The sequence below is a fragment of the Planococcus sp. YIM B11945 genome (genome assembly GCF_050864155.1).
Classification (GTDB): domain Bacteria; phylum Bacillota; class Bacilli; order Bacillales_A; family Planococcaceae; genus Planococcus.
In genome coordinates this window covers 198,038-215,541 of record NZ_JBOZWR010000008.1, presented here as the reverse complement: position 1 = coordinate 215,541, position 17,504 = coordinate 198,038, and the positions used below count along the sequence as shown (strand labels likewise).

Genomic DNA, 17,504 nt, shown 5'->3' with positions numbered 1-17,504 from the left:
GCGCCTGCGCTGGTTAGTTTTACAAAAAAACGTTAAAGTTTATTTATTATATCTGCCTAGATATGGAGCAAACTAGCGGAGACGCCTGCGGTAAAGCGAGACAGCCGAGACCCTGCAGTCGCGCTAGCGACGAAGCGGCTCGGCGCTCGCCCGCGGCAAGCGCAGCTGGTTTGCGGAATATGAACAACCCAACATACTAAGTTCAACTTAATATAGCGGCCGCTTCCAACTGGGAGCGGTTTTTTCTTGGTTTTTTTGGTAGAATGAACTGTAAAAGAAAGGGAGGCGTTCAAATGGCTTGGAAAGAGAAAATCAAAAGATGGTTAGAGCACGATCAATTAGATGAAACAACAAAAGAGACATTAAACCTTCTAAAAGACGATGAAAAGTGGGCAGAAGACGCTTTCCATCAAGACCTGGTATTCGGAACAGGCGGAATGCGCGGCGAAATTGGGCCGGGCACAAACCGCATGAACGTTTATACAGTGCGAAAAGCTTCCCAAGGCATCGCGAACTACATAAAAGAAAACGGGGAAGAAGCAATGGCGAGAGGCATGGTCATTGCCTATGACAGCCGCCGCATGTCGCCGGAATTCGCCATGGAAGCCGCCCGTACGTTTGCGGCGAACGGCATCCATACGTATTTATACAGCGCGCCGCGTACAACGCCGCAACTGTCGTTCAGCGTCCGCTATTTAAATGCCTTTATGGGCATTGTCATCACGGCAAGCCACAACCCGCCTGAATACAATGGCTACAAAGTTTACGGAGAAGACGGTGCGCAGCTGAACTTGGCGGATGCCGACCGCGTCATTGACTTTGTCAGCCAAGTGGAAGACGAATTGGCCGTTGTTAATACGGAATACCCATCCGATCTGCTTGTGATGATTGATGAAAAAATGGATCAAGCGTATATTACGAACGCTTTGACGGTGCAAGAGCAGTCGGCAAACCCGATTCAAGCCGTATTTACACCGCTTCACGGCGCATCCGGTTCAACGGTTAAGCGTTTATTGACTGAAGCAGGCTACACCAACATCACGTATGTAAAAGAACAAATGGATCCGGACGGCGAGTTTCCGACCGTCACATCGCCAAACCCGGAAGAAGCGTCGGCGTTTGAACTAGCGATGCAATACGGCAAAGAAAATGGTGCAGATTTGTTGATCGCCGTTGACCCCGACGGCGACCGCGCAGGCATTGCGGTTTGGAGCGGAGAGCATTATGAATTGCTGTCTGGCAACCAGACCGGTGCGATTTTGATTGAGTATTTGCTTAGCCAAAAAGAGCGGAAAGGCACACTTCCTGAAAATGGCCGCATTTTCAAAACCATCGTCACATCCGAATTTGGCCGTGTCGTAGCGGATGCTTACGGCGTCGGCTGCGAAGATGTATTGACGGGCTTTAAATTTATCGGAGAAAAACTAAAAGAAAACGACGAGCAGAAAACGTTCGAGTTTTTATTCGGCTACGAAGAAAGCTATGGCTATTTAATCAAAGATTTTGCCCGCGACAAAGATGCCGTGCAGACGGTGCTGCTGCTCGTTGAAGCGGCTGCTTATTACAAGCAGCACGGCAAGAGCTTGCATGATGTGCTGGTTGGTTTGTACGAACGCTTTGGCTGGTACCGGGAAAGCCTCGTTTCGATCACTAAAAAAGGCGTGGACGGCGCGCGTGAAATCTCGGCTATGCTTGAAGGGCTGCGCCAAGACCCGATCCAAGCGATTGCGGGGGTTCCTGTCGTGACCATCGAAGACTATGAATCGCAAAACCGCGTCTTTACTGATCTCGGGACCGATGAAAAAATCGAATTGCCGCAGTCGAACGTGCTCAAGTATTTCTTGAAAGACGGTTCGTGGGTTTGCGTGCGGCCAAGCGGCACGGAACCGAAAGTGAAATATTACTTCGGCGTGTTTGCAGATACCGAACGCGACAGTGATGAAAAAATGGAATTCTTAAAAGAATCCTTCCTAAATGAAATGAACAGCCGCTAAGAAGATAAGCTCCCTTTATGGGGGCTTTTCTCATTCCAAAGTATGAGGCAAAAGAATGCCCGGAACGTGTATCGTTAGGATAAGGCTAAGAGGTGAGATTAATGGTGATGGACGAACATTCCAATGTGGCATTACTGAAAGAAATAGCGGAACTTTTAAATGAAGAAACCGATATGGACCGAATGTTGAAAGGGGCGCTAGCCAAACTGTTGCGGGGATCGAATTTTGAAACTGCCTGGCTGTTTTTTATTGACGAACAAGGCAAACATCGGCTCGTGGCTCAGGAAAATTTGCCGCCGGCGCTGAAAGAAAACGGCTGCTTTCATTTGAAGAAAGGCGGTTGCTGGTGCGTCAAACGCTATCATGACGGCGATTTGGAAAAAGCGTCCAACATCATCGCATGCCAGCGCATTGAAAACGCGTTGTCCGCGGACGCGGGAGACGCGGAAGGCATAACTCACCATGCGACGGTTCCGCTGCAGTCGGGAGAAGAAAAATTCGGACTGTTGAACATTGCCGCACCGAATACCGTCCGTTTCTCAATAGACGAATTGGCATTACTAGAATCGGTCGCTTTTCAAATTGGTTCGGCGATCAAACGGATCGTGCTGACCAAACAAGAGCAGGAACTTGCACTCGTCAAAGAGCGAAACCGCTTGGCGCGCGATTTACACGACTCGGTCAATCAATTGCTGTTTTCGGTTACGCTGACCGCACGCGGCGGCGTGGAAATGGCCGATGATCCGGCTATCCAAGAAACTTTCAGCGACATCCAGCATTTAACGCAAGAAGCGTTGAATGAAATGCGGGCGCTGATTTGGCAATTGCGGCCGAAAGGGTTGGAAAGCGGGCTGCTTGAAGCCATAAAAGGCTACGGGGAAATGCTCGGACTCGCTGTGGAATTGAAAGTGACCGGCGTCATCCAATTGCCTTCACGCATCGAAGAGACGCTGTTCCGCATCGCGCAGGAAGCATTGAACAACGTCCGGAAACATGCCGGCGTCAATGACGTGCAATTGTATTTGTCCGTGACTTCGTCTGATGTCTTGCTTGTCTTGCGAGATGAAGGGCAGGGTTTTGCCATTGGCGAAAGCTTGACCCTTCCGTCCATCGGAATCCAAAGTATGCAAGACCGCGCGAAAGCGGAAGGCGGTTCGGTGGAGTGGTCAAGCGAAATTGGCAAAGGAACGGAAATTCTTGTGCGGATGCCTTATTAAGAAAGGAATGAAAGGGATGGTAAGAGTATTAATTGCTGATGACCATCATGTTGTCCGGCGCGGCTTAATGTTTTTTTGAAAACGCAAAAAGACATCGAAGTGGTCGGGGAAGCAGTGAACGGCAAAGAAGCCGTCGAACTGGCAGCGAAACTATTGCCGGACATCGTATTGATGGATTTGGTCATGCCGGTAATGGACGGCATCCAAGCAACGCGGAAAATCAAAGAACAGCATCCGGAAATAATCGTTTTGATGTTGACAAGTTTCTCCGACCGCGACCATGTCGTACCGGCAATGGAAGCGGGAGCGGCCGGCTACCAATTGAAAGACATTGAACCGGATGAATTGGTAGCTTCACTCCGGAGCTTGATGCGCGGGGAAAACACGCTGCATCCGAAAGCGACGTCAGAACTGTTAAAAGGGCCGATCGAACCGCCGCCGCATACCGTCAACCAATTGACGCCGCGGGAGCAGGAAGTGCTTTATGAGTTGACGAAAGGCAAAAGCAACCGGGAAATTGCCTCTGCACTTTATGTCACAGAAAAAACGGTGAAAACGCACATCTCGAATATTTTCAGCAAACTGGAAGTGCAGGACCGCACGCAAGCCGCCCTTTACGCAGTCAAGCACGGCCTGACGGAACCGGCACAATAAAAAGCAGGCGCGATTTATATCGCGCCTGCTTTTTCAGGCTGTTGAGTAAGCGATAGCACCTTTCTCATTGCGCTTCAGGCGGACGCGTTCCGCGGGCACGGCTTCTGTATCCTCGTCGCTTGCGAAAACCGTTGCTCCTGTCTCTGCACCGCTTCGCTAGCTTCGAGACATGAAAGAGCGTTGCATCGCTTCGCTGCTTCGTCGCAAACCAGTTGGCCGAACTGCCTTCGCCCAACTGGTTCGCCGCCTTCCGCTTCATTCGAAGAGAGAGCTTTCTAGAAGTGTTTCGAAGAATAGAGAATAAAGGCTAACACCAGTGGATTTCTATACTTGTGTTGGCCTTTTTAGCTTTGAAATGTATTCCCATTAAGCTATGGAGCAAACCAGCGAAGACGCCTGCGGGCCCGCGGCAATAAACCCTTGTGCTCCTGCGCAAGCTCGTCGCAAAGCTATTGACCAAACTTCCTTTGGCCAATAGCTTCGCAGCTGGGTTGCGGAATAGCAACCTGGAAAAGATGTTTTCTACTTTTTTAAGAGTTTTTCTTTTATCGTTTTTTAACCGGCCGTTTCCGGGAGTCTTTCGTGATTTGTTTCCACTTATTGCGTTCAGCTTTTTGGGCAGCGAGGTCGCTTTTGCGTTCCATATGCGCCAATTCGCGTTTCAGTTTCAAGTAACTGCGGTAGCGGTCAGGCTCCAGTTCGCCATCAGCCAGCGCTTCTTGGATGCGGCAGCCGGGTTCGTTGTTGTGGGTGCAATCCCGGAAGCGGCAAAATTCCGCGAGCGATTCCACATCGCTAAAGCTCGATTCCATGCCTTCAGAGGAATCGCCGAGCTGGAATTCACGCATTCCCGGCGTATCGATCAACAGCCCGCCACTTGGCAAAAGCACCAGTTCCCGGTGAGTCGTCGTATGGCGGCCTTTGCTGTCGTCTTCGCGGATTTCCTGGACGGCCATGAGCTCGCTTCCCGACAGCGCATTGATAAGCGAAGACTTTCCAACGCCTGATGAACCGAGCAAAGCGCCTGTTTTTGCGCCGGCTAAAATTGTTTGCAACTGGTCGATTCCTTCACCAGTGAAACTGGATACAGGATAAACCGGAACGCCGAATGCAACCGATTCGACAGCTGTTAAATATGGCTCAATATCCGGACATTGGTCCCTTTTCGTCAACACGATGACCGGATTGGCACCCGAATCCCACGAAGCGATTAAATAGCGCTCCAAGCGCCGAATATTAAAATCATGGTTCAGCGACATCACCAAAAAGACATAATCAACGTTAACCGCAATCGTTTGAATTTCCGACGTTTCGCCCGCAGATTTCCTCGAAAAATGCGAAGAGCGGGGAAGCACGCTATGGATGATGCCTTTTTCTTCCCCCGGCATTTGCTCGACCATGACCCAATCGCCGACCGATGGAAATTCAGCGGTGCTGTACTGATGCTTGTATTTTCCGGACAAGGAGCTGAGCCATTCGCCTTTATTTGTAATGACCCGGTATAAATGTTTATGTTCAAGCGTTACCCGTCCAGGAATTCCTGAAGTGGTCACTTTTTCTTGCCATTGTTCATTCCAGCCAAATTGTTCAATCGTATTCACTGTTCGTTCCTCCTATTTATGCATAATAAAAAACCATGGATGCGCACAAATCGCAGTCCATGGTTCCCGGGCATAATGGAAGAAGCGTATCGTCAGCGATACACAAGGCGGGACACTATAGACTGGATTTGTGTATTCAAAAATAAAATAGCCATAATGCCTCACCTCTTTCTTCAAGTTAAGTTAACTATAAGCGATGAAAAACAAGCGGTCAATGGATTTTTGTAAGAAAAGAAAAATTTATCAGACTATTAGAAGAGATCCATCTAAGAAGAATAGTAAAATTTTTAATAATTTATACCTAAGAAATAAAAATATGTTACGATAAATGCAAAGCAAGAAAACAGAATATTCCAATAAATATTTTCTTGTGCAAACAGACAAAGGAGAGATCGCGATGAAGAAAGTGAAGCATTTTGCTATCGGTTCCATTGCCTTTTTGATGTTGGCGGCTTGCTCTACAGGTGGTGGGAGCGGAGGCGGCAGTACACTCGAAACCATTGAAGAAGAAGGTAAGGTGAATGTCGGCTTTGCGAATGAACGCCCTTATGCCTACCAAGAAAACGATGGATCGATTACCGGCCAATCCGTGGAAATAGCCCGGGCAGTTTTTGAAGAAATGGGCGTTGAAGAAATGGAAGGAACCGTCGTCGACTTTGACTCTTTGATCAGCGGCTTGAACTCCCGCAATTTTGACGCCGTAACCGCGGGGATGTACATTACACCGGAACGCTGTAAAAACGCAGCGTTTGGCGAGCCGGAATACCAAATCGGAATCGGCATCGCCACACAGGCGGGAAATCCATTGGAAATTAACAGCTATGAAGACATCGCTGGCAATCCCGATGCGAAAGTGGCAGTCATGGCAGGTGCTATTGAACGCGAGTATATGCTTGCCAACGGAGTTGCTGAAGGGCAAATCCAGCAAGTCAGCGATATTTCCGCTGTGATTACGGCACTTGATACCGGCCGGGTGGATGCCATCACGATGACGGATCTTACACTCCGCACGGCGCTTCAGGACCAAGAAACCGAAAACATTCAAGTTATTGAAGACGTTGAACAGCCTTTAGTCGACGGGGAAGAAGTGATTGGCTACGGCGCTGCAGTTTTCCATCCGGATGACCAAGAACTGGTGGACCGCTACAATGAAATTTTGGCCGAGTTCAAAGAATCGGGCAAACTGCTTGAGCTGATGGAGCCGTTTGGATTTACCGAAGATAACTTGCCAGGCGACGTGACAACAGAAGAATTGTGTGCAGGATAAGCTGAGAAAAATAAACCGGCGGCCAGGTTTTTTTCGTACTGGCCTGGCTCAGCCGGAAACTAGCTGCCAACGAAAGGAGTGGGGCTTTTGAGTACGATTGATATTGTCAGTATATTGATGAGAGGGGTAACAGTGACTGTCAGTTTACTGCTTGCAGCTGGAGTTCTCACTTTTGCCGTTGCTTTTATTGCTGGCTTGTCCCGTGTATCGCGCTTTAAAACCATACGGGTTGCGACAACCATTTATGTGGAATTTTTCAGAGGGACGTCGCTTCTCGTCCAATTGTTTTGGATCTTTTTCGTCTTGCCGCAATTATTCGATATCCGCCTCGAACCGTTTTTTGCCGGTGTGGTAACGCTCGGCTTGAATTATGGCGCTTATGCGTCTGAAATTGTCCGAAGCTCGATTCTCGCGGTCCCTGAAGGCCAAACGGAAGCGGCTATCGCGCTCAACATGTCCCGTTTCCAGCGCATGCGCCGCATTATTTTGCCGCAAGCTTTGCGTACGATGCTTCCGGGATTTGGCAACATTTCCATTGAATTATTAAAAGGAACGTCGCTTGTCTCGCTCATTACCCTGCAGGATATGATGTATTTGGCGCAAAACCTGCGGGCATCGGATTTTAGTTTGAGCTTAAAAGTGTTCGGCATTTTGCTCGTCATGTATTTTGTCCTGGCATTGCCGCTTATTGTGTTGTCCCGTTATTTGGAGAAGCGCGCATCTCGGGGGGTGGCTAATACATAATGGAAATTTTTGATGTTCCCTACGCAATTGAAGTGTTTCCAATCATTTTTAAAGCGATGTTCAAAACACTGGGGATTACGCTTGCCGCTTTTGCAACGGCGTTGATTGTTGGCCTCGTTCTCACACTGCTTCGGCGTTCACGATTCAAGCCGCTCGCATGGCTAACGTACGGTTTTATTGAATTTGTCCGGGGGACGCCGGTGCTCGTCCAGTTGTTTTTTGTTTATTTTGCTTGGCCGATGGTTCCGGTGGTCGGGTTTAAAATGACGGCGTTAACTGCAGGCATCGCGACGCTCGGCATTCATTACAGCACGTATTTATCGGAAATCTACCGTTCGGGCATTGAAGCGGTTGACCAAGGGCAATGGGAAGCAAGTAAAGCCTTGAATTTCAGTAAAACCAAGACGTGGACGAAAATCATTTTGCCGCAAGCGATTCCGCCGGTGATTCCGATGCTCGGCAATTACTTGATCGTTTTGTTTAAAGAAACGCCGCTTTTAATGGCGATTTCGGTCAGCGAAATGTTATTGACGGCTCGTAATTTGGGGTCTCAAGTGTTTTCGTTTGTGGAAGTCTATACGATTGTCGGCTTGCTGTTTCTGCTCTTAAGTTACCCGTCATCTCTTTTAGTGGGCTATGCCGAAAAGCGCATGAACAACCGCTATATGCGCAACGCCAAAAAAGTGAAAAAGGAGAATGTGATCACATGACGACAAAGCCCATCGTGCAGTTTAAAAACGTAAAAAAATCGTTTGGCGATTTGGACGTGCTAAAAGGTTTTGATTTGGATATCAAGCAGGGAGAAAAAGTTTCCATCATCGGTCCAAGCGGTTCCGGAAAAACGACCATCATCCGTATGCTGATGACACTTGAAAAACCGACGGATGGCGAAATTTTCGTCAATGGTGAAAATCTTTGGCATATGGAAGTGAACGGCAAACGGACAGATGCCAACGAAAAACATTTAAGCAAAATCAGGGGCAATATCGGCATGGTGTTTCAGCATTTTAATTTATTTCCGCATATGACCATTTTGCGCAATTGCACTGAAGCGCCGATTCAAGTGCTGGGGCTCAGCAAAAAAGAAGCGGAAGAGCGGGCGAAAGAAATGCTAGGAAAAGTGGGGTTGGCGGATAAAATCAACAACTACCCGTTCCAGTTGTCAGGCGGCCAAAAGCAGCGGGTCGCCATTGCGCGTGCCCTCGTTATGAAGCCAAAAGTGATGCTGTTTGATGAAGTGACTTCTGCGCTGGATCCTGAATTGGTTGGAGAAGTGCTTCAAGTGATCAAAGACCTCGCGGAATCGAGTGATATGTCGATGATCTTAATTACGCACGAAATGGATTTTGCGAGAGAAATTTCCGACCGGGTGGTTTTTTTCGCAGACGGCTATTTAGTGGAAGAAGGGCATCCCGAAGACATCTTTGCTCAGCCGAAAAGCGACCGGCTGAAAAGTTTTCTGCAGCGTTTCAGCAGAGTTTAATAGGCCAAGGCCCCGCTGCCCAAAAAACGGCACGCAGGGCTTTTTTATGCCAGAAACTTCATCAAGCGAGAAACATGTTCTTGCAATCTGAAATTGGAAACGCTAACATTAAACTAATATTCTGAACATACCAACTGGTTAGTATTTAAAAGGAGGACGTAGGCCATGGATTTTTCTTATTCGCCGAAAACGCAGCAGCTTCAAGCGCAGCTTATCTCGTTTATGGAAGAATTTGTTTACCCGAATGAAAAATTGTTTGAGGAACAATTGAATGCTCAAAAAAGCCGCTGGTCAGAAGTGCCGGCCATTATGGAAGAGATAAAGCAAAAAGCAAAAGATGCGGGGCTCTGGAATTTGTTTTTGCCGGACAGCGAATTTGGTGCGGGCTTGAGCAACCAGGAGTACGCCCCGCTTTGTGAAATTATGGGGCGGTCGCTGATCGGGCCGGAAGTGTTTAATTGCAATGCACCGGACACCGGCAACATGGAAGTGCTCGTCCGCTACGGGACAGAAGAACAAAAAGAGCAATGGCTCAAGCCGCTGTTAAGCGGAGAAATTCGTTCTTGTTTTTCCATGACGGAACCTGATGTGGCTTCAAGCGACGCGACGAATATTGCGGCATCCATTGTCCGGGACGGCGATGACTATATCGTCAATGGCCGAAAATGGTGGTCATCAGGAGCGGGGGATCCGCGCTGTGAAATTGCCATTGTCATGGGCAAAAACGATCCCAATGCTGCAAGGCACGAACAGCAGTCGATGATTTTGGTGCCGCTCGATACGCCCGGCGTGAAAATCGAGCGCATGCTGCCAGTATTCGGCTATGACCACGCCCCGCACGGGCACGCTGAAATTACGTTTGATAACGTACGTGTTCCTGCTTCGAACATCATTTGGGGAGAAGGAAAAGGCTTTGCAATTGCACAAGGGCGCCTAGGACCCGGCCGCATCCATCATTGCATGCGTTTAATCGGAGCGGCCGAACGGGCGTTGGAAGAAATGTGCCGGCGCGTGCAAGAGCGCAGCCCGTTCGGCAAACCGCTTGCCGATCAAGGCGTGGTGCGGGAATGGATTGCGGATTCACGCATTGAAATTGAACAAGCCCGCCTGCTCACGTTAAAAGCGGCGTATATGATGGACACGTCCGGCAATAAAGAAGCCAAAGCAGAAATTGCCATGATCAAAGTGACGGCTCCGAATATGGCGCTCCGCGTCATTGACCGCGCCATCCAAGCATTCGGGGCAGCCGGCGTCAGCGATGACTTCACACTCGCCGCCCAGTGGGCCAATTCAAGGACATTGCGCCTTGCAGATGGCCCCGATGAAGTGCACCGCAGCCAAATTGCCAAGCTCGAACTGAAAAAATACCAATAAATTGGAGGCGTTTAAATGACATCAAAAAACCTTTCATTCCATCATTATCCCGAACAAATTGCGTCCGTTATGGATTTCCCCAATAAAACCATGCCGGAATTTCTTGCCGAGACAGCCGCTAAAATTCCGGATCATGTGGCCATCAAGTTTTACCAGAAAGAAATCACTTATAAGGAATTGTTCATGCTGGCGACTGTTTTTGCGTCATCGCTTCAACAATCGGGGGTGAAGAAAAACGACCGGGCGGCGATTATGCTGCCGAACTGCCCGCAGTATATCATTTCCTATTACGGAATCTTGAAAGCTGGTGCGATTGTCACACAAGTCAATCCGATGCTGATGGAAAACGAATTGATCCACCTTCTCCAAGATTCCGGTGCGGAAACGATTGTCGTCTACGAACCATTGTATCCACGCATTAAATCAATTGCCAAACACACAGCATTGAAAAATATCATTGTCGTCAGTTTCGATCCGGAAAAGCTGAAGCTGGAAGAGGATCTTTCATTCGAGGCGTTTGTCGGAAAAGGGACTGGCCAGCTTCAAGATGTGGCCATCATACCTGATGACGTAGCGGTTTTGCAATATACAGGAGGCACAACCGGGCAGTCAAAAGGGGCGATGCTGACACACCGCAACATTGCCGTCAACGCGCTGCAATCGCAGGAATTTTTTAAAGAAGAAACAACTTTCGGCGAAGAAAGCTGTTTGACCGTAATTCCGCTGTTCCACGTTTTTGCGATGACGTCTTCCATGAATTTGTCCATATTAAACGGCACGCGGAACATCTTGCTGCCGCGCTTTGATTTGGTGGAAGTTTTGCAGACCATTAAAACGGAACAGCCGACGACGTTCCCTGGAGTGCCGACGATGTATATCGCCATCACCAACCACCCGGAAGCGGAAAAATACGGCATTGATAGCATTCACATCTGCAATAGCGGAAGCGCGCCGATGCCGATGGAAACGATGAGAGAATTTGAAGGCAAAACGGGAGCGAAAATTTTGGAAGGCTACGGCTTGTCGGAAGCTTCCCCTGTCACGCATTGCAACCCACCGTTTGCTGAACGTAAACCAGGGAGCATCGGCATCGGCTTTCCTTCCACCGAATACAAAATTGTCGATATTGCGACAGGGAAAGAAGAAGTGCCAATGGGTCAAGCGGGCGAGTTGATTATACGGGGTCCGCAAGTGATGAAAGGCTATTGGAATATGCCGGAAGAAACAGCGAATGCGATTCGCGACGGCTGGCTCTTTACCGGCGACATCGCCAAAATTGATGAAGACGGCTATGTCTTTATTGTCGATCGGAAAAAAGACTTGATCCTGTCAAGCGGTTATAACGTCTACCCGCGGGATATTGAAGAAGTGCTTTACGAACATCCTGCCGTCCAAGAAGCTGTAGCGATTGGGGTGCCGGATGCTTACCGGGGAGAAAGCGTCAAAGCGATCATTGTTAAAAAAGCGGGGCAGGAAGCGACGGAAGAAGACATCATCGAATGGGCGCGAGAGAAAATGGCAGCTTATAAAGTGCCCCGTGTCATCGAATTCCGCGAAGAATTGCCAAAAACCAATGTCGGTAAAATTCTGCGCCGAGCACTCCGCGAAGAAACAAATTCGCAAGGCAACGCATAAAGAAGAAAAGGGGCAGCCGACTCACGCTGTTCCTTTTTGTTAGAAAAAACGCAAAGGCGAGGTGCTGAAACGATGAACGAGTTGAATGAAACGATTCACGTTAGAAAAGGCGAAGAATTGGACATCGGAAAATTGGAACCGTTTCTTCGCCGGCATATACCCGGAATTCCCGCTGCCCCACTTGAAATCCGCCAGTTTGGCACGGGGCATTCTAATTTGACCTATGCCTTGAAAGCAGGCGGTTGGGAAGCTGTGCTAAGGCGTCCGCCGCTCGGCCCAGTCGCGCCAAAAGCGCATGACATGAACCGGGAATACCAGATTCTTTCAGCGCTGCACCCTGTTTTTCCGATAGCCCCAAAACCTTTAGTCTTTTCGGATGACCAGGACATTGTCGGCAGCCCGTTTTTTGTTATGGAACGGCGGCACGGAGTGGTATTGGATTTTTCTTTCCCGGAAGGCGTTGAGCCGACAGCGGAACTGGGACGGGAAATTTCCGAGAAAATGGTGGATCTTCTCGTCGAGCTGCATGCGCTCGACTACACAAAAACGACGCTTGCCAATATGGCAAAACCGGATGGCTTTATGGAACGCCAAGTCCACGGGTGGATTGGGCGCTATGAACGGTCAAAAACGGAAGAAATTGAGGGCCTCGGCGAATTAACCGAATGGATGGCGGCGAACATTCCGGAATCACCAGCGCCGACCGTCATCCATTATGACTTCAAGCTGAACAATACCATGTTTTCAGAAGACTTCTCGCGCATCACCGGCTTGTTTGATTGGGAAATGACGACAGTCGGCGATCCGCTGGCCGATTTAGGGGCGGCGATGAGCTACTGGATCCAAAAAGACGACCCGGTTTTATTGAAAAAAGGGATGGGAAAAGAGCCGGTAACGGTTATGGACGGTTTTTATACGAGGAAGGAATTTATCGAACGCTACGGGGAAAAAAGCGGACGCGATGTATCGAACATGCATTTTTACATGACGTTTGCTTATTTCAAACTGGCGGTCATCATTCAGCAAATTTACTATCGTTACATAAAAGGTCAGACGGAAGACCTGCGGTTTGCTCATTTCGGGGAATTTGTCAAAAGCCTCATTCAGCATGCGCTGTTGACCGCGAAAAAGGAGTGATGATGTGCCGAAACTCCATCTTTTATTGAAAAAAGAAGAAATCGATGAAATGAAAATGCAGGAGAACAAAACAGCGGTCATTTTTGATGTGTTATTGGCGACATCCACGATTGCCGCTTGTTTTTGGCATGGCGCCAAAGACGTCGTTCCGGTGTTGAATGAAGCAGAAGCCCGGCAGCAAGCAAAAGGCCTCGTTGCAGGGAGTTTTTGCTTGGCAGGTGAATACAACGGCAAAACGATCGAAGGCTTTTTGGATCCGAATCCGGTCGGTTTGAAAGCGCATACTGCCGGGAAAACGGTCGTGCTGTCGACAACGAACGGCACGGTGGCAATCCGAAAAGCGGCCAATGCCAAGAAGGTTTATACCGCTTCGCTGTTAAACGGCGAAGCAGCTGCCAAGAAAATCGTTGAAGAGCACCGAGACGAAACCATCGTCGCTGTTTGTTCAGGTTCCGGCGGCGAGTTTTGCATGGAAGATTTTTACGGCGCCGGTTTTTTTATCGACTGTGTCATGGAGAAAAGCAGCCACTGGGAACTGACCGATTCGGCAAAAGCAGCGCGCATTTTTTACCAGTCCAATAAGGCACAGGCACGTGCCATACTCAATGAATCGCGGGTCGGCGCGATGCTTTTGCGGCACGGGTTTGAAGAAGAGATTGAATTTATTGCACAAACGAGAAAGATTCAGGCAGTGCCATGGCTGGAAAAAGGGAAATTGGTTGCCGATTGACTGCCACATCGCCTATTGGAACTTTTTTCAATTTGGGTGAAAGGAACGAGAAGAAAATAAAGAGGGGCGGGTATAGAAAAGAAAAAGGAGGAGCGATGAATATGTCCAATTCAAACGAACCGGCTTTGTTTTCAAGGGGATTTACGCAAAATCCGTATCCGGCCTATGATAAGCTTCGCGGGCAAGACCCAATCCACCAAGTGCGGTTTCCGGATGGCCAGCTTGGCTGGCTCGTTACCAGGTATGAAGATGCCACGACGGTTTTGAAAGATACGCGTTTTATCAAAGACTATTCGAAGTTGTTTGGCGGCAGTATGGACCAAATGAGCGTCTTTACGCAGAATATGCTTTTTTCGGATCCGCCTGACCATAAGCGGCTGCGGGGCTTGGCCCAAAAAGCCTTTACGCCCAAAATGATTGCCGGCATGCGGAACCGCATTCAGGAAATCACGGATGAACTGCTGGACGCACTTGCTGATCGAAACGAAATTAATTTGATCGACGAATTTGCTTTTCCGCTTCCCATTATTGTCATTTGCGAAATTTTAGGGGTTCCTTCAGAAGACCGCAACAAATTTAGGCTGTGGTCGAATTCCTTGATCGAAGGCACAAGCGGCGAAATCGGTGTCAGCGTATACGAGCATATGACCCAATTCATTCAATACTTAGGGCAATGGTTTGCGAAAGTGCGCGAACAGCCGGGCGACGATTTGATCAGCCAGTTGATCATCGCAGAAGATGAAGGCGATCGGCTGACGGAAAAAGAATTATACGGCGTCGTTTCGCTGCTCATCATTGCGGGCCACGAGACCACTGTCAATCTTATCGGCAATAGCGTACTGGCATTGCTTGCGTTTCCGGAACAGCAGCAATTGTTGCGGGATCAGCCGGAACTCGTCGGACAAGCGATAGAAGAAGCACTGCGCTTTAATGGGCCGGTGGAATTCAGCACATCACGGTGGGCATCTGAAGATTTGGATTTGAGCGGCAAACGGATACGAAGAGGCGATTTGGTCGTAGTGGCGCTAAATGCTTCCAACCATGACCCTGAAAAATTTACCGACCCGGCCATCTTTGATATTCAGCGGGAAAAAAGTCCGCATTTGGCTTTTGGAATGGGCATCCATTTTTGTCTTGGCGCACCGCTTGCCCGCTTAGAAGGGGAAATTGCTTTGAACAGTATATTGGAACGATTCCCCGAAATGGTTCTCAGTGTGGATGAAAGCGAGCTTGAATGGCGTTCTGGGATGATTGTTCGAGGCGTGAAGGAAATTCCGTTATCTGTATACTAAAAGCCGGGGAACGCACCCGGCTTTTTTGCGTTTGTGAATCGCGGATAGCGGGAAAGGTAGGCTAATCTTAAAATAGAAAGCAGGGGTAATTTGTGAAACCCGTTTCCTATACGTTAAAAGAAAAAGTCTGGATAACTCCCGCATTGTACGGTATTGGTGCCATTATTTTATCGTTGGCTTCTTTTTATTTGGATTTGTACCTGGTAGAACGAATAAGAGGTTACATTCCAACAATTTTTTTGACGGATGTCAAGGTAGGTCAAACCATTTTGGGGATTTTGACGGCTGCAATGCTAACAATGACGACGTTCACATTTTCAACGGTGTTGGTGGTTTTAACGATGTATACCTCTCAATTCTCACCTCGTGCACCCGAAAACTTTATTCGCAGCAAGACTACGAAACACGTACTCGGCATCTTTGTCGCGGGGTTTATTTACAATATGCTGTCGCTCCTTTATATACGCGAAGATTTGTTCGACCATGAGATTTTAACGACCTCCATCGGCATTTTTCTTGTGTTTTTCTGCATTGCGACGTTTGCCTACTATATTCATTTTGTGGCATCCAATGTCCAGGTCAGTACGCTCATCAATAAATTAATCAAGGATGCGGAAGGCGTGATTGCCCAATATACCGAGCTGCACGACAAAAATTATGTGACGTTGGACAAGTGGGAGCCGGCTAAAAAGCGGCATATCATTACAGCGGAAAGTGCTGGATATCTTCAATTTCTGGACCTTGTCCGACTAGTGGAATTTGCAGAAAAACAGGGCAGTGAAATCGAAGTTCTTCCTAAAATCGGCGACTATATTTACGAAGGCAAGCCGCTGATGCATGTTTACACCGATAAAGATGAACATTCGCCAGTAGATAACTTTTTCACCGTTGGAGATGAGCGGGTCGCCGAACAAGATCTAGGCTACGCGATACAAAAAATCATTGAAGTCGCCATCCGGGCAATTTCACCGGGAAGGCAAGACCCAAATACCGCCAACGACATATTGGTCCGCCTGGGTCCTTTGCTTGGTAAAATGGGACAGTTAAAGACAGATGGACTGGTGTTGACGGATGACGCAGGGAAAAATCGTGTGCTGTATCGTTTTTCTTCATACAGCGACATCGTATACCGCGCATTTTACCAAATTTCCTATCAAGGAAGAAGCGACATATCCGTTCTTTCCGCAATGACCGATTCCTTGATCATCGCCGCGGCAACTGCGCCGGACATGCGGCACGACACCATCTGGAAAACCCAGCTTCACATTATTGAAGGGTTAAATGAAGCTGCTTTAAAATCACTGGATTGGAAATTGCTCCAAGCAAAAATTAATGAACTGGCAGCAATTGTTCAAAAAAATCCAGTTGACCTAAAAAAAATGAAAGAAACTGAAAAATAAATCAGAATCAATGATTATTAAAAAATATACATGGGTATTTAAATACTAATAAGAAAAAGGAGGAATAGTCGATGAATCATGTTAAAGCACTTATTATGAAATTTGTTATGATTGCAGCCGTCCTTTTAATCGTGTTGACTTTGTTCTTCGATGTACCGTTTGCGGACACTTTATGGATTAGTTTAGTGTTAACGGTAGTCGCTTATGTCATGGGAGATTTGATGATTTTCCGAAAAGCTGGGGATGCCAGTGACCAAAACAAACGCAATATGATTGCTACAATATCTGATATTGTAGTGGCATTCTTAGTCATTTGGTTGATGGGCGATGCACTAGTCGGAAATAATGTGGACATCATTACACCAGCCATCATTTCTTCAATCGTCATTGGCGCTGGAGAATGGTTCTTCCACAAATACCTCGACCGCAGCGTCTTCCCGCACGACCACACAACAACTGCAGCCCGGTAGCTAAAGAAAGCATCGCGAAGAAATCGCGATGCTTTTTTGTTTGCCTTGTAAGGGCAAAATGAACTTGGAGAACCAGTCCTGCGATTAATAAAAGCCTAACAATCAAGAAGCAACAAGAAGAGCGAGCCAATAGAAATGCAGAAGCAGAATCATGGAGTATAGGGCATTTGTAGAGATGAGGAAGATCCGCCAATTGCGGGATTGAATCAAAACGAATGGCGTATGCAGCAAACCGAAAAGACATAAAGAGAGAAGAAGTTTGAGCCCTAAAATAAAGGCAGGAGATAAGGAACTTAATAAAGGGTTTTTTTCGGCAATAAATCCAAATGTCAGTCCGAAAAACGTAATTGCCCCATCCAAGACATTTAGAATGATCAACGCCCAAACAGGATTTTTTAAAGGAGCCTTTTGTTCAACAGCAATCATCTGTTCCACCTCGCTTTACAAGATACGTAAAATAAAACCTTTCTTGGAAAGGGACAAAAGGATTATGGAATATATGTTAT

Annotated in this window: 15 protein-coding genes and 1 pseudogene; 14 read left to right on the top strand and 2 right to left on the bottom strand. The window is 47.9% G+C overall.

Translation table 11 applies throughout. From position 1 onward, the window contains the following. Positions 1 to 293 precede the first annotated feature (293 nt). From ACRRQV_RS16360 to ACRRQV_RS16350, 3 genes and pseudogenes are all read left to right on the top strand, one after another. Entirely contained in the window at positions 294 to 1,994 is a 1,701-nt protein-coding gene (locus ACRRQV_RS16360; RefSeq protein ID WP_432532825.1) for a phospho-sugar mutase, read from the top strand. 101 nt (positions 1,995 to 2,095) lie between these two features. Next, complete coding sequence (locus ACRRQV_RS16355; RefSeq protein WP_432532823.1) at positions 2,096 to 3,211, top strand: GAF domain-containing sensor histidine kinase; 1,116 nt, start codon at positions 2,096 to 2,098, stop codon at positions 3,209 to 3,211. Positions 3,212 to 3,227: 16 nt separating this feature from the next. Beyond that, positions 3,228 to 3,865 (top strand): annotated as a pseudogene (locus tag ACRRQV_RS16350) (response regulator). 545 nt (positions 3,866 to 4,410) lie between these two features. On the opposite strand, the gene rsgA reads toward ACRRQV_RS16350, so the two are convergent. Next, positions 4,411 to 5,466 carry a ribosome small subunit-dependent GTPase A gene (rsgA, locus tag ACRRQV_RS16345; RefSeq protein WP_432532821.1) on the bottom strand — a complete coding sequence of 352 codons (1,056 nt, stop codon included), beginning with the start codon at positions 5,464 to 5,466 and terminating at the stop codon, positions 4,411 to 4,413. A gap of 397 nt (positions 5,467 to 5,863) precedes the next feature. On the opposite strand from rsgA, the gene ehuB reads away from it, so the two are divergent. The 11 genes from ehuB to ACRRQV_RS16290 all read left to right on the top strand — a co-directional run bounded on the left by ehuB (position 5,864) and on the right by ACRRQV_RS16290 (position 16,998). Then, positions 5,864 to 6,733 (top strand): ectoine/hydroxyectoine ABC transporter substrate-binding protein EhuB, encoded by an 870-nt coding sequence (gene ehuB, locus ACRRQV_RS16340; RefSeq protein ID WP_432532819.1) that lies wholly within the window; start codon positions 5,864 to 5,866, stop codon positions 6,731 to 6,733. Between the two features lie 87 nt (positions 6,734 to 6,820). Further along, on the top strand, positions 6,821 to 7,477 hold the full coding sequence (gene ehuC, locus ACRRQV_RS16335) for an ectoine/hydroxyectoine ABC transporter permease subunit EhuC (RefSeq protein ID WP_432532817.1): 657 nt from the start codon (positions 6,821 to 6,823) through the stop codon (positions 7,475 to 7,477). Further along, the gene (gene ehuD, locus ACRRQV_RS16330; RefSeq protein ID WP_432532815.1) at positions 7,477 to 8,187 is read left to right on the top strand and encodes an ectoine/hydroxyectoine ABC transporter permease subunit EhuD; all 711 of its coding nucleotides are present in this window, start codon (positions 7,477 to 7,479) and stop codon (positions 8,185 to 8,187) included. Before ehuC ends, ehuD begins: the two co-directional genes overlap by 1 nt. Further along, positions 8,184 to 8,960, top strand: coding sequence for an ectoine/hydroxyectoine ABC transporter ATP-binding protein EhuA (ehuA, locus tag ACRRQV_RS16325; RefSeq protein WP_432532813.1), 777 nt, complete (start codon positions 8,184 to 8,186; stop codon positions 8,958 to 8,960). Before ehuD ends, ehuA begins: the two co-directional genes overlap by 4 nt. A gap of 165 nt (positions 8,961 to 9,125) precedes the next feature. Next, a complete protein-coding gene (locus tag ACRRQV_RS16320) occupies positions 9,126 to 10,334 on the top strand; it encodes an acyl-CoA dehydrogenase (RefSeq protein WP_432532811.1) in 1,209 nt (402 codons plus the stop codon). Positions 10,335 to 10,349: 15 nt separating this feature from the next. Then, positions 10,350 to 11,969, top strand: coding sequence for a long-chain-fatty-acid--CoA ligase (locus ACRRQV_RS16315; protein WP_432532809.1), 1,620 nt, complete (start codon positions 10,350 to 10,352; stop codon positions 11,967 to 11,969). 72 nt (positions 11,970 to 12,041) lie between these two features. Next, positions 12,042 to 13,106, top strand: a complete 1,065-nt coding sequence (locus tag ACRRQV_RS16310; protein WP_432532885.1) for a phosphotransferase family protein — start codon at positions 12,042 to 12,044, stop codon at positions 13,104 to 13,106. 4 nt (positions 13,107 to 13,110) lie between these two features. Further along, positions 13,111 to 13,836: a 2-phosphosulfolactate phosphatase gene (locus tag ACRRQV_RS16305; protein WP_432532807.1), complete on the top strand. Its 726-nt coding sequence runs from the start codon at positions 13,111 to 13,113 to the stop codon at positions 13,834 to 13,836. 95 nt (positions 13,837 to 13,931) lie between these two features. Then, the gene (locus ACRRQV_RS16300) at positions 13,932 to 15,128 is read left to right on the top strand and encodes a cytochrome P450 family protein (RefSeq protein ID WP_432532805.1); all 1,197 of its coding nucleotides are present in this window, start codon (positions 13,932 to 13,934) and stop codon (positions 15,126 to 15,128) included. Between the two features lie 92 nt (positions 15,129 to 15,220). After that, a complete protein-coding gene (locus ACRRQV_RS16295; RefSeq protein WP_432532803.1) occupies positions 15,221 to 16,528 on the top strand; it encodes a DUF2254 domain-containing protein in 1,308 nt (435 codons plus the stop codon). A gap of 71 nt (positions 16,529 to 16,599) precedes the next feature. Further along, positions 16,600 to 16,998 (top strand): YndM family protein, encoded by a 399-nt coding sequence (locus ACRRQV_RS16290; protein WP_432532801.1) that lies wholly within the window; start codon positions 16,600 to 16,602, stop codon positions 16,996 to 16,998. Positions 16,999 to 17,100: 102 nt separating this feature from the next. On the opposite strand, the gene ACRRQV_RS16285 is transcribed toward ACRRQV_RS16290, so the two are convergent. Then, a complete protein-coding gene (locus tag ACRRQV_RS16285; RefSeq protein WP_432532799.1) occupies positions 17,101 to 17,424 on the bottom strand; it encodes a DUF5658 family protein in 324 nt (107 codons plus the stop codon). Positions 17,425 to 17,504: the final 80 nt, after the last annotated feature.

Coding starts and splice junctions, on each gene's coding strand:
- ACRRQV_RS16360 (WP_432532825.1), top strand. CDS start 294: ATGGCTTGGAAAGAGAAAATCAAAAGATGGTTAGAGCACGATCAATTA.
- ACRRQV_RS16355 (WP_432532823.1), top strand. CDS start 2,096: ATGGTGATGGACGAACATTCCAATGTGGCATTACTGAAAGAAATAGCG.
- ehuB (WP_432532819.1), top strand. CDS start 5,864: ATGAAGAAAGTGAAGCATTTTGCTATCGGTTCCATTGCCTTTTTGATG.
- ehuD (WP_432532815.1), top strand. CDS start 7,477: ATGGAAATTTTTGATGTTCCCTACGCAATTGAAGTGTTTCCAATCATT.
- ehuA (WP_432532813.1), top strand. CDS start 8,184: ATGACGACAAAGCCCATCGTGCAGTTTAAAAACGTAAAAAAATCGTTT.
- ACRRQV_RS16320 (WP_432532811.1), top strand. CDS start 9,126: ATGGATTTTTCTTATTCGCCGAAAACGCAGCAGCTTCAAGCGCAGCTT.
- ACRRQV_RS16315 (WP_432532809.1), top strand. CDS start 10,350: ATGACATCAAAAAACCTTTCATTCCATCATTATCCCGAACAAATTGCG.
- ACRRQV_RS16310 (WP_432532885.1), top strand. CDS start 12,042: ATGAACGAGTTGAATGAAACGATTCACGTTAGAAAAGGCGAAGAATTG.
- ACRRQV_RS16300 (WP_432532805.1), top strand. CDS start 13,932: ATGAATATGTCCAATTCAAACGAACCGGCTTTGTTTTCAAGGGGATTT.
- ACRRQV_RS16290 (WP_432532801.1), top strand. CDS start 16,600: ATGAATCATGTTAAAGCACTTATTATGAAATTTGTTATGATTGCAGCC.
- ACRRQV_RS16285 (WP_432532799.1), bottom strand. CDS start 17,424: ATGATTGCTGTTGAACAAAAGGCTCCTTTAAAAAATCCTGTTTGGGCG.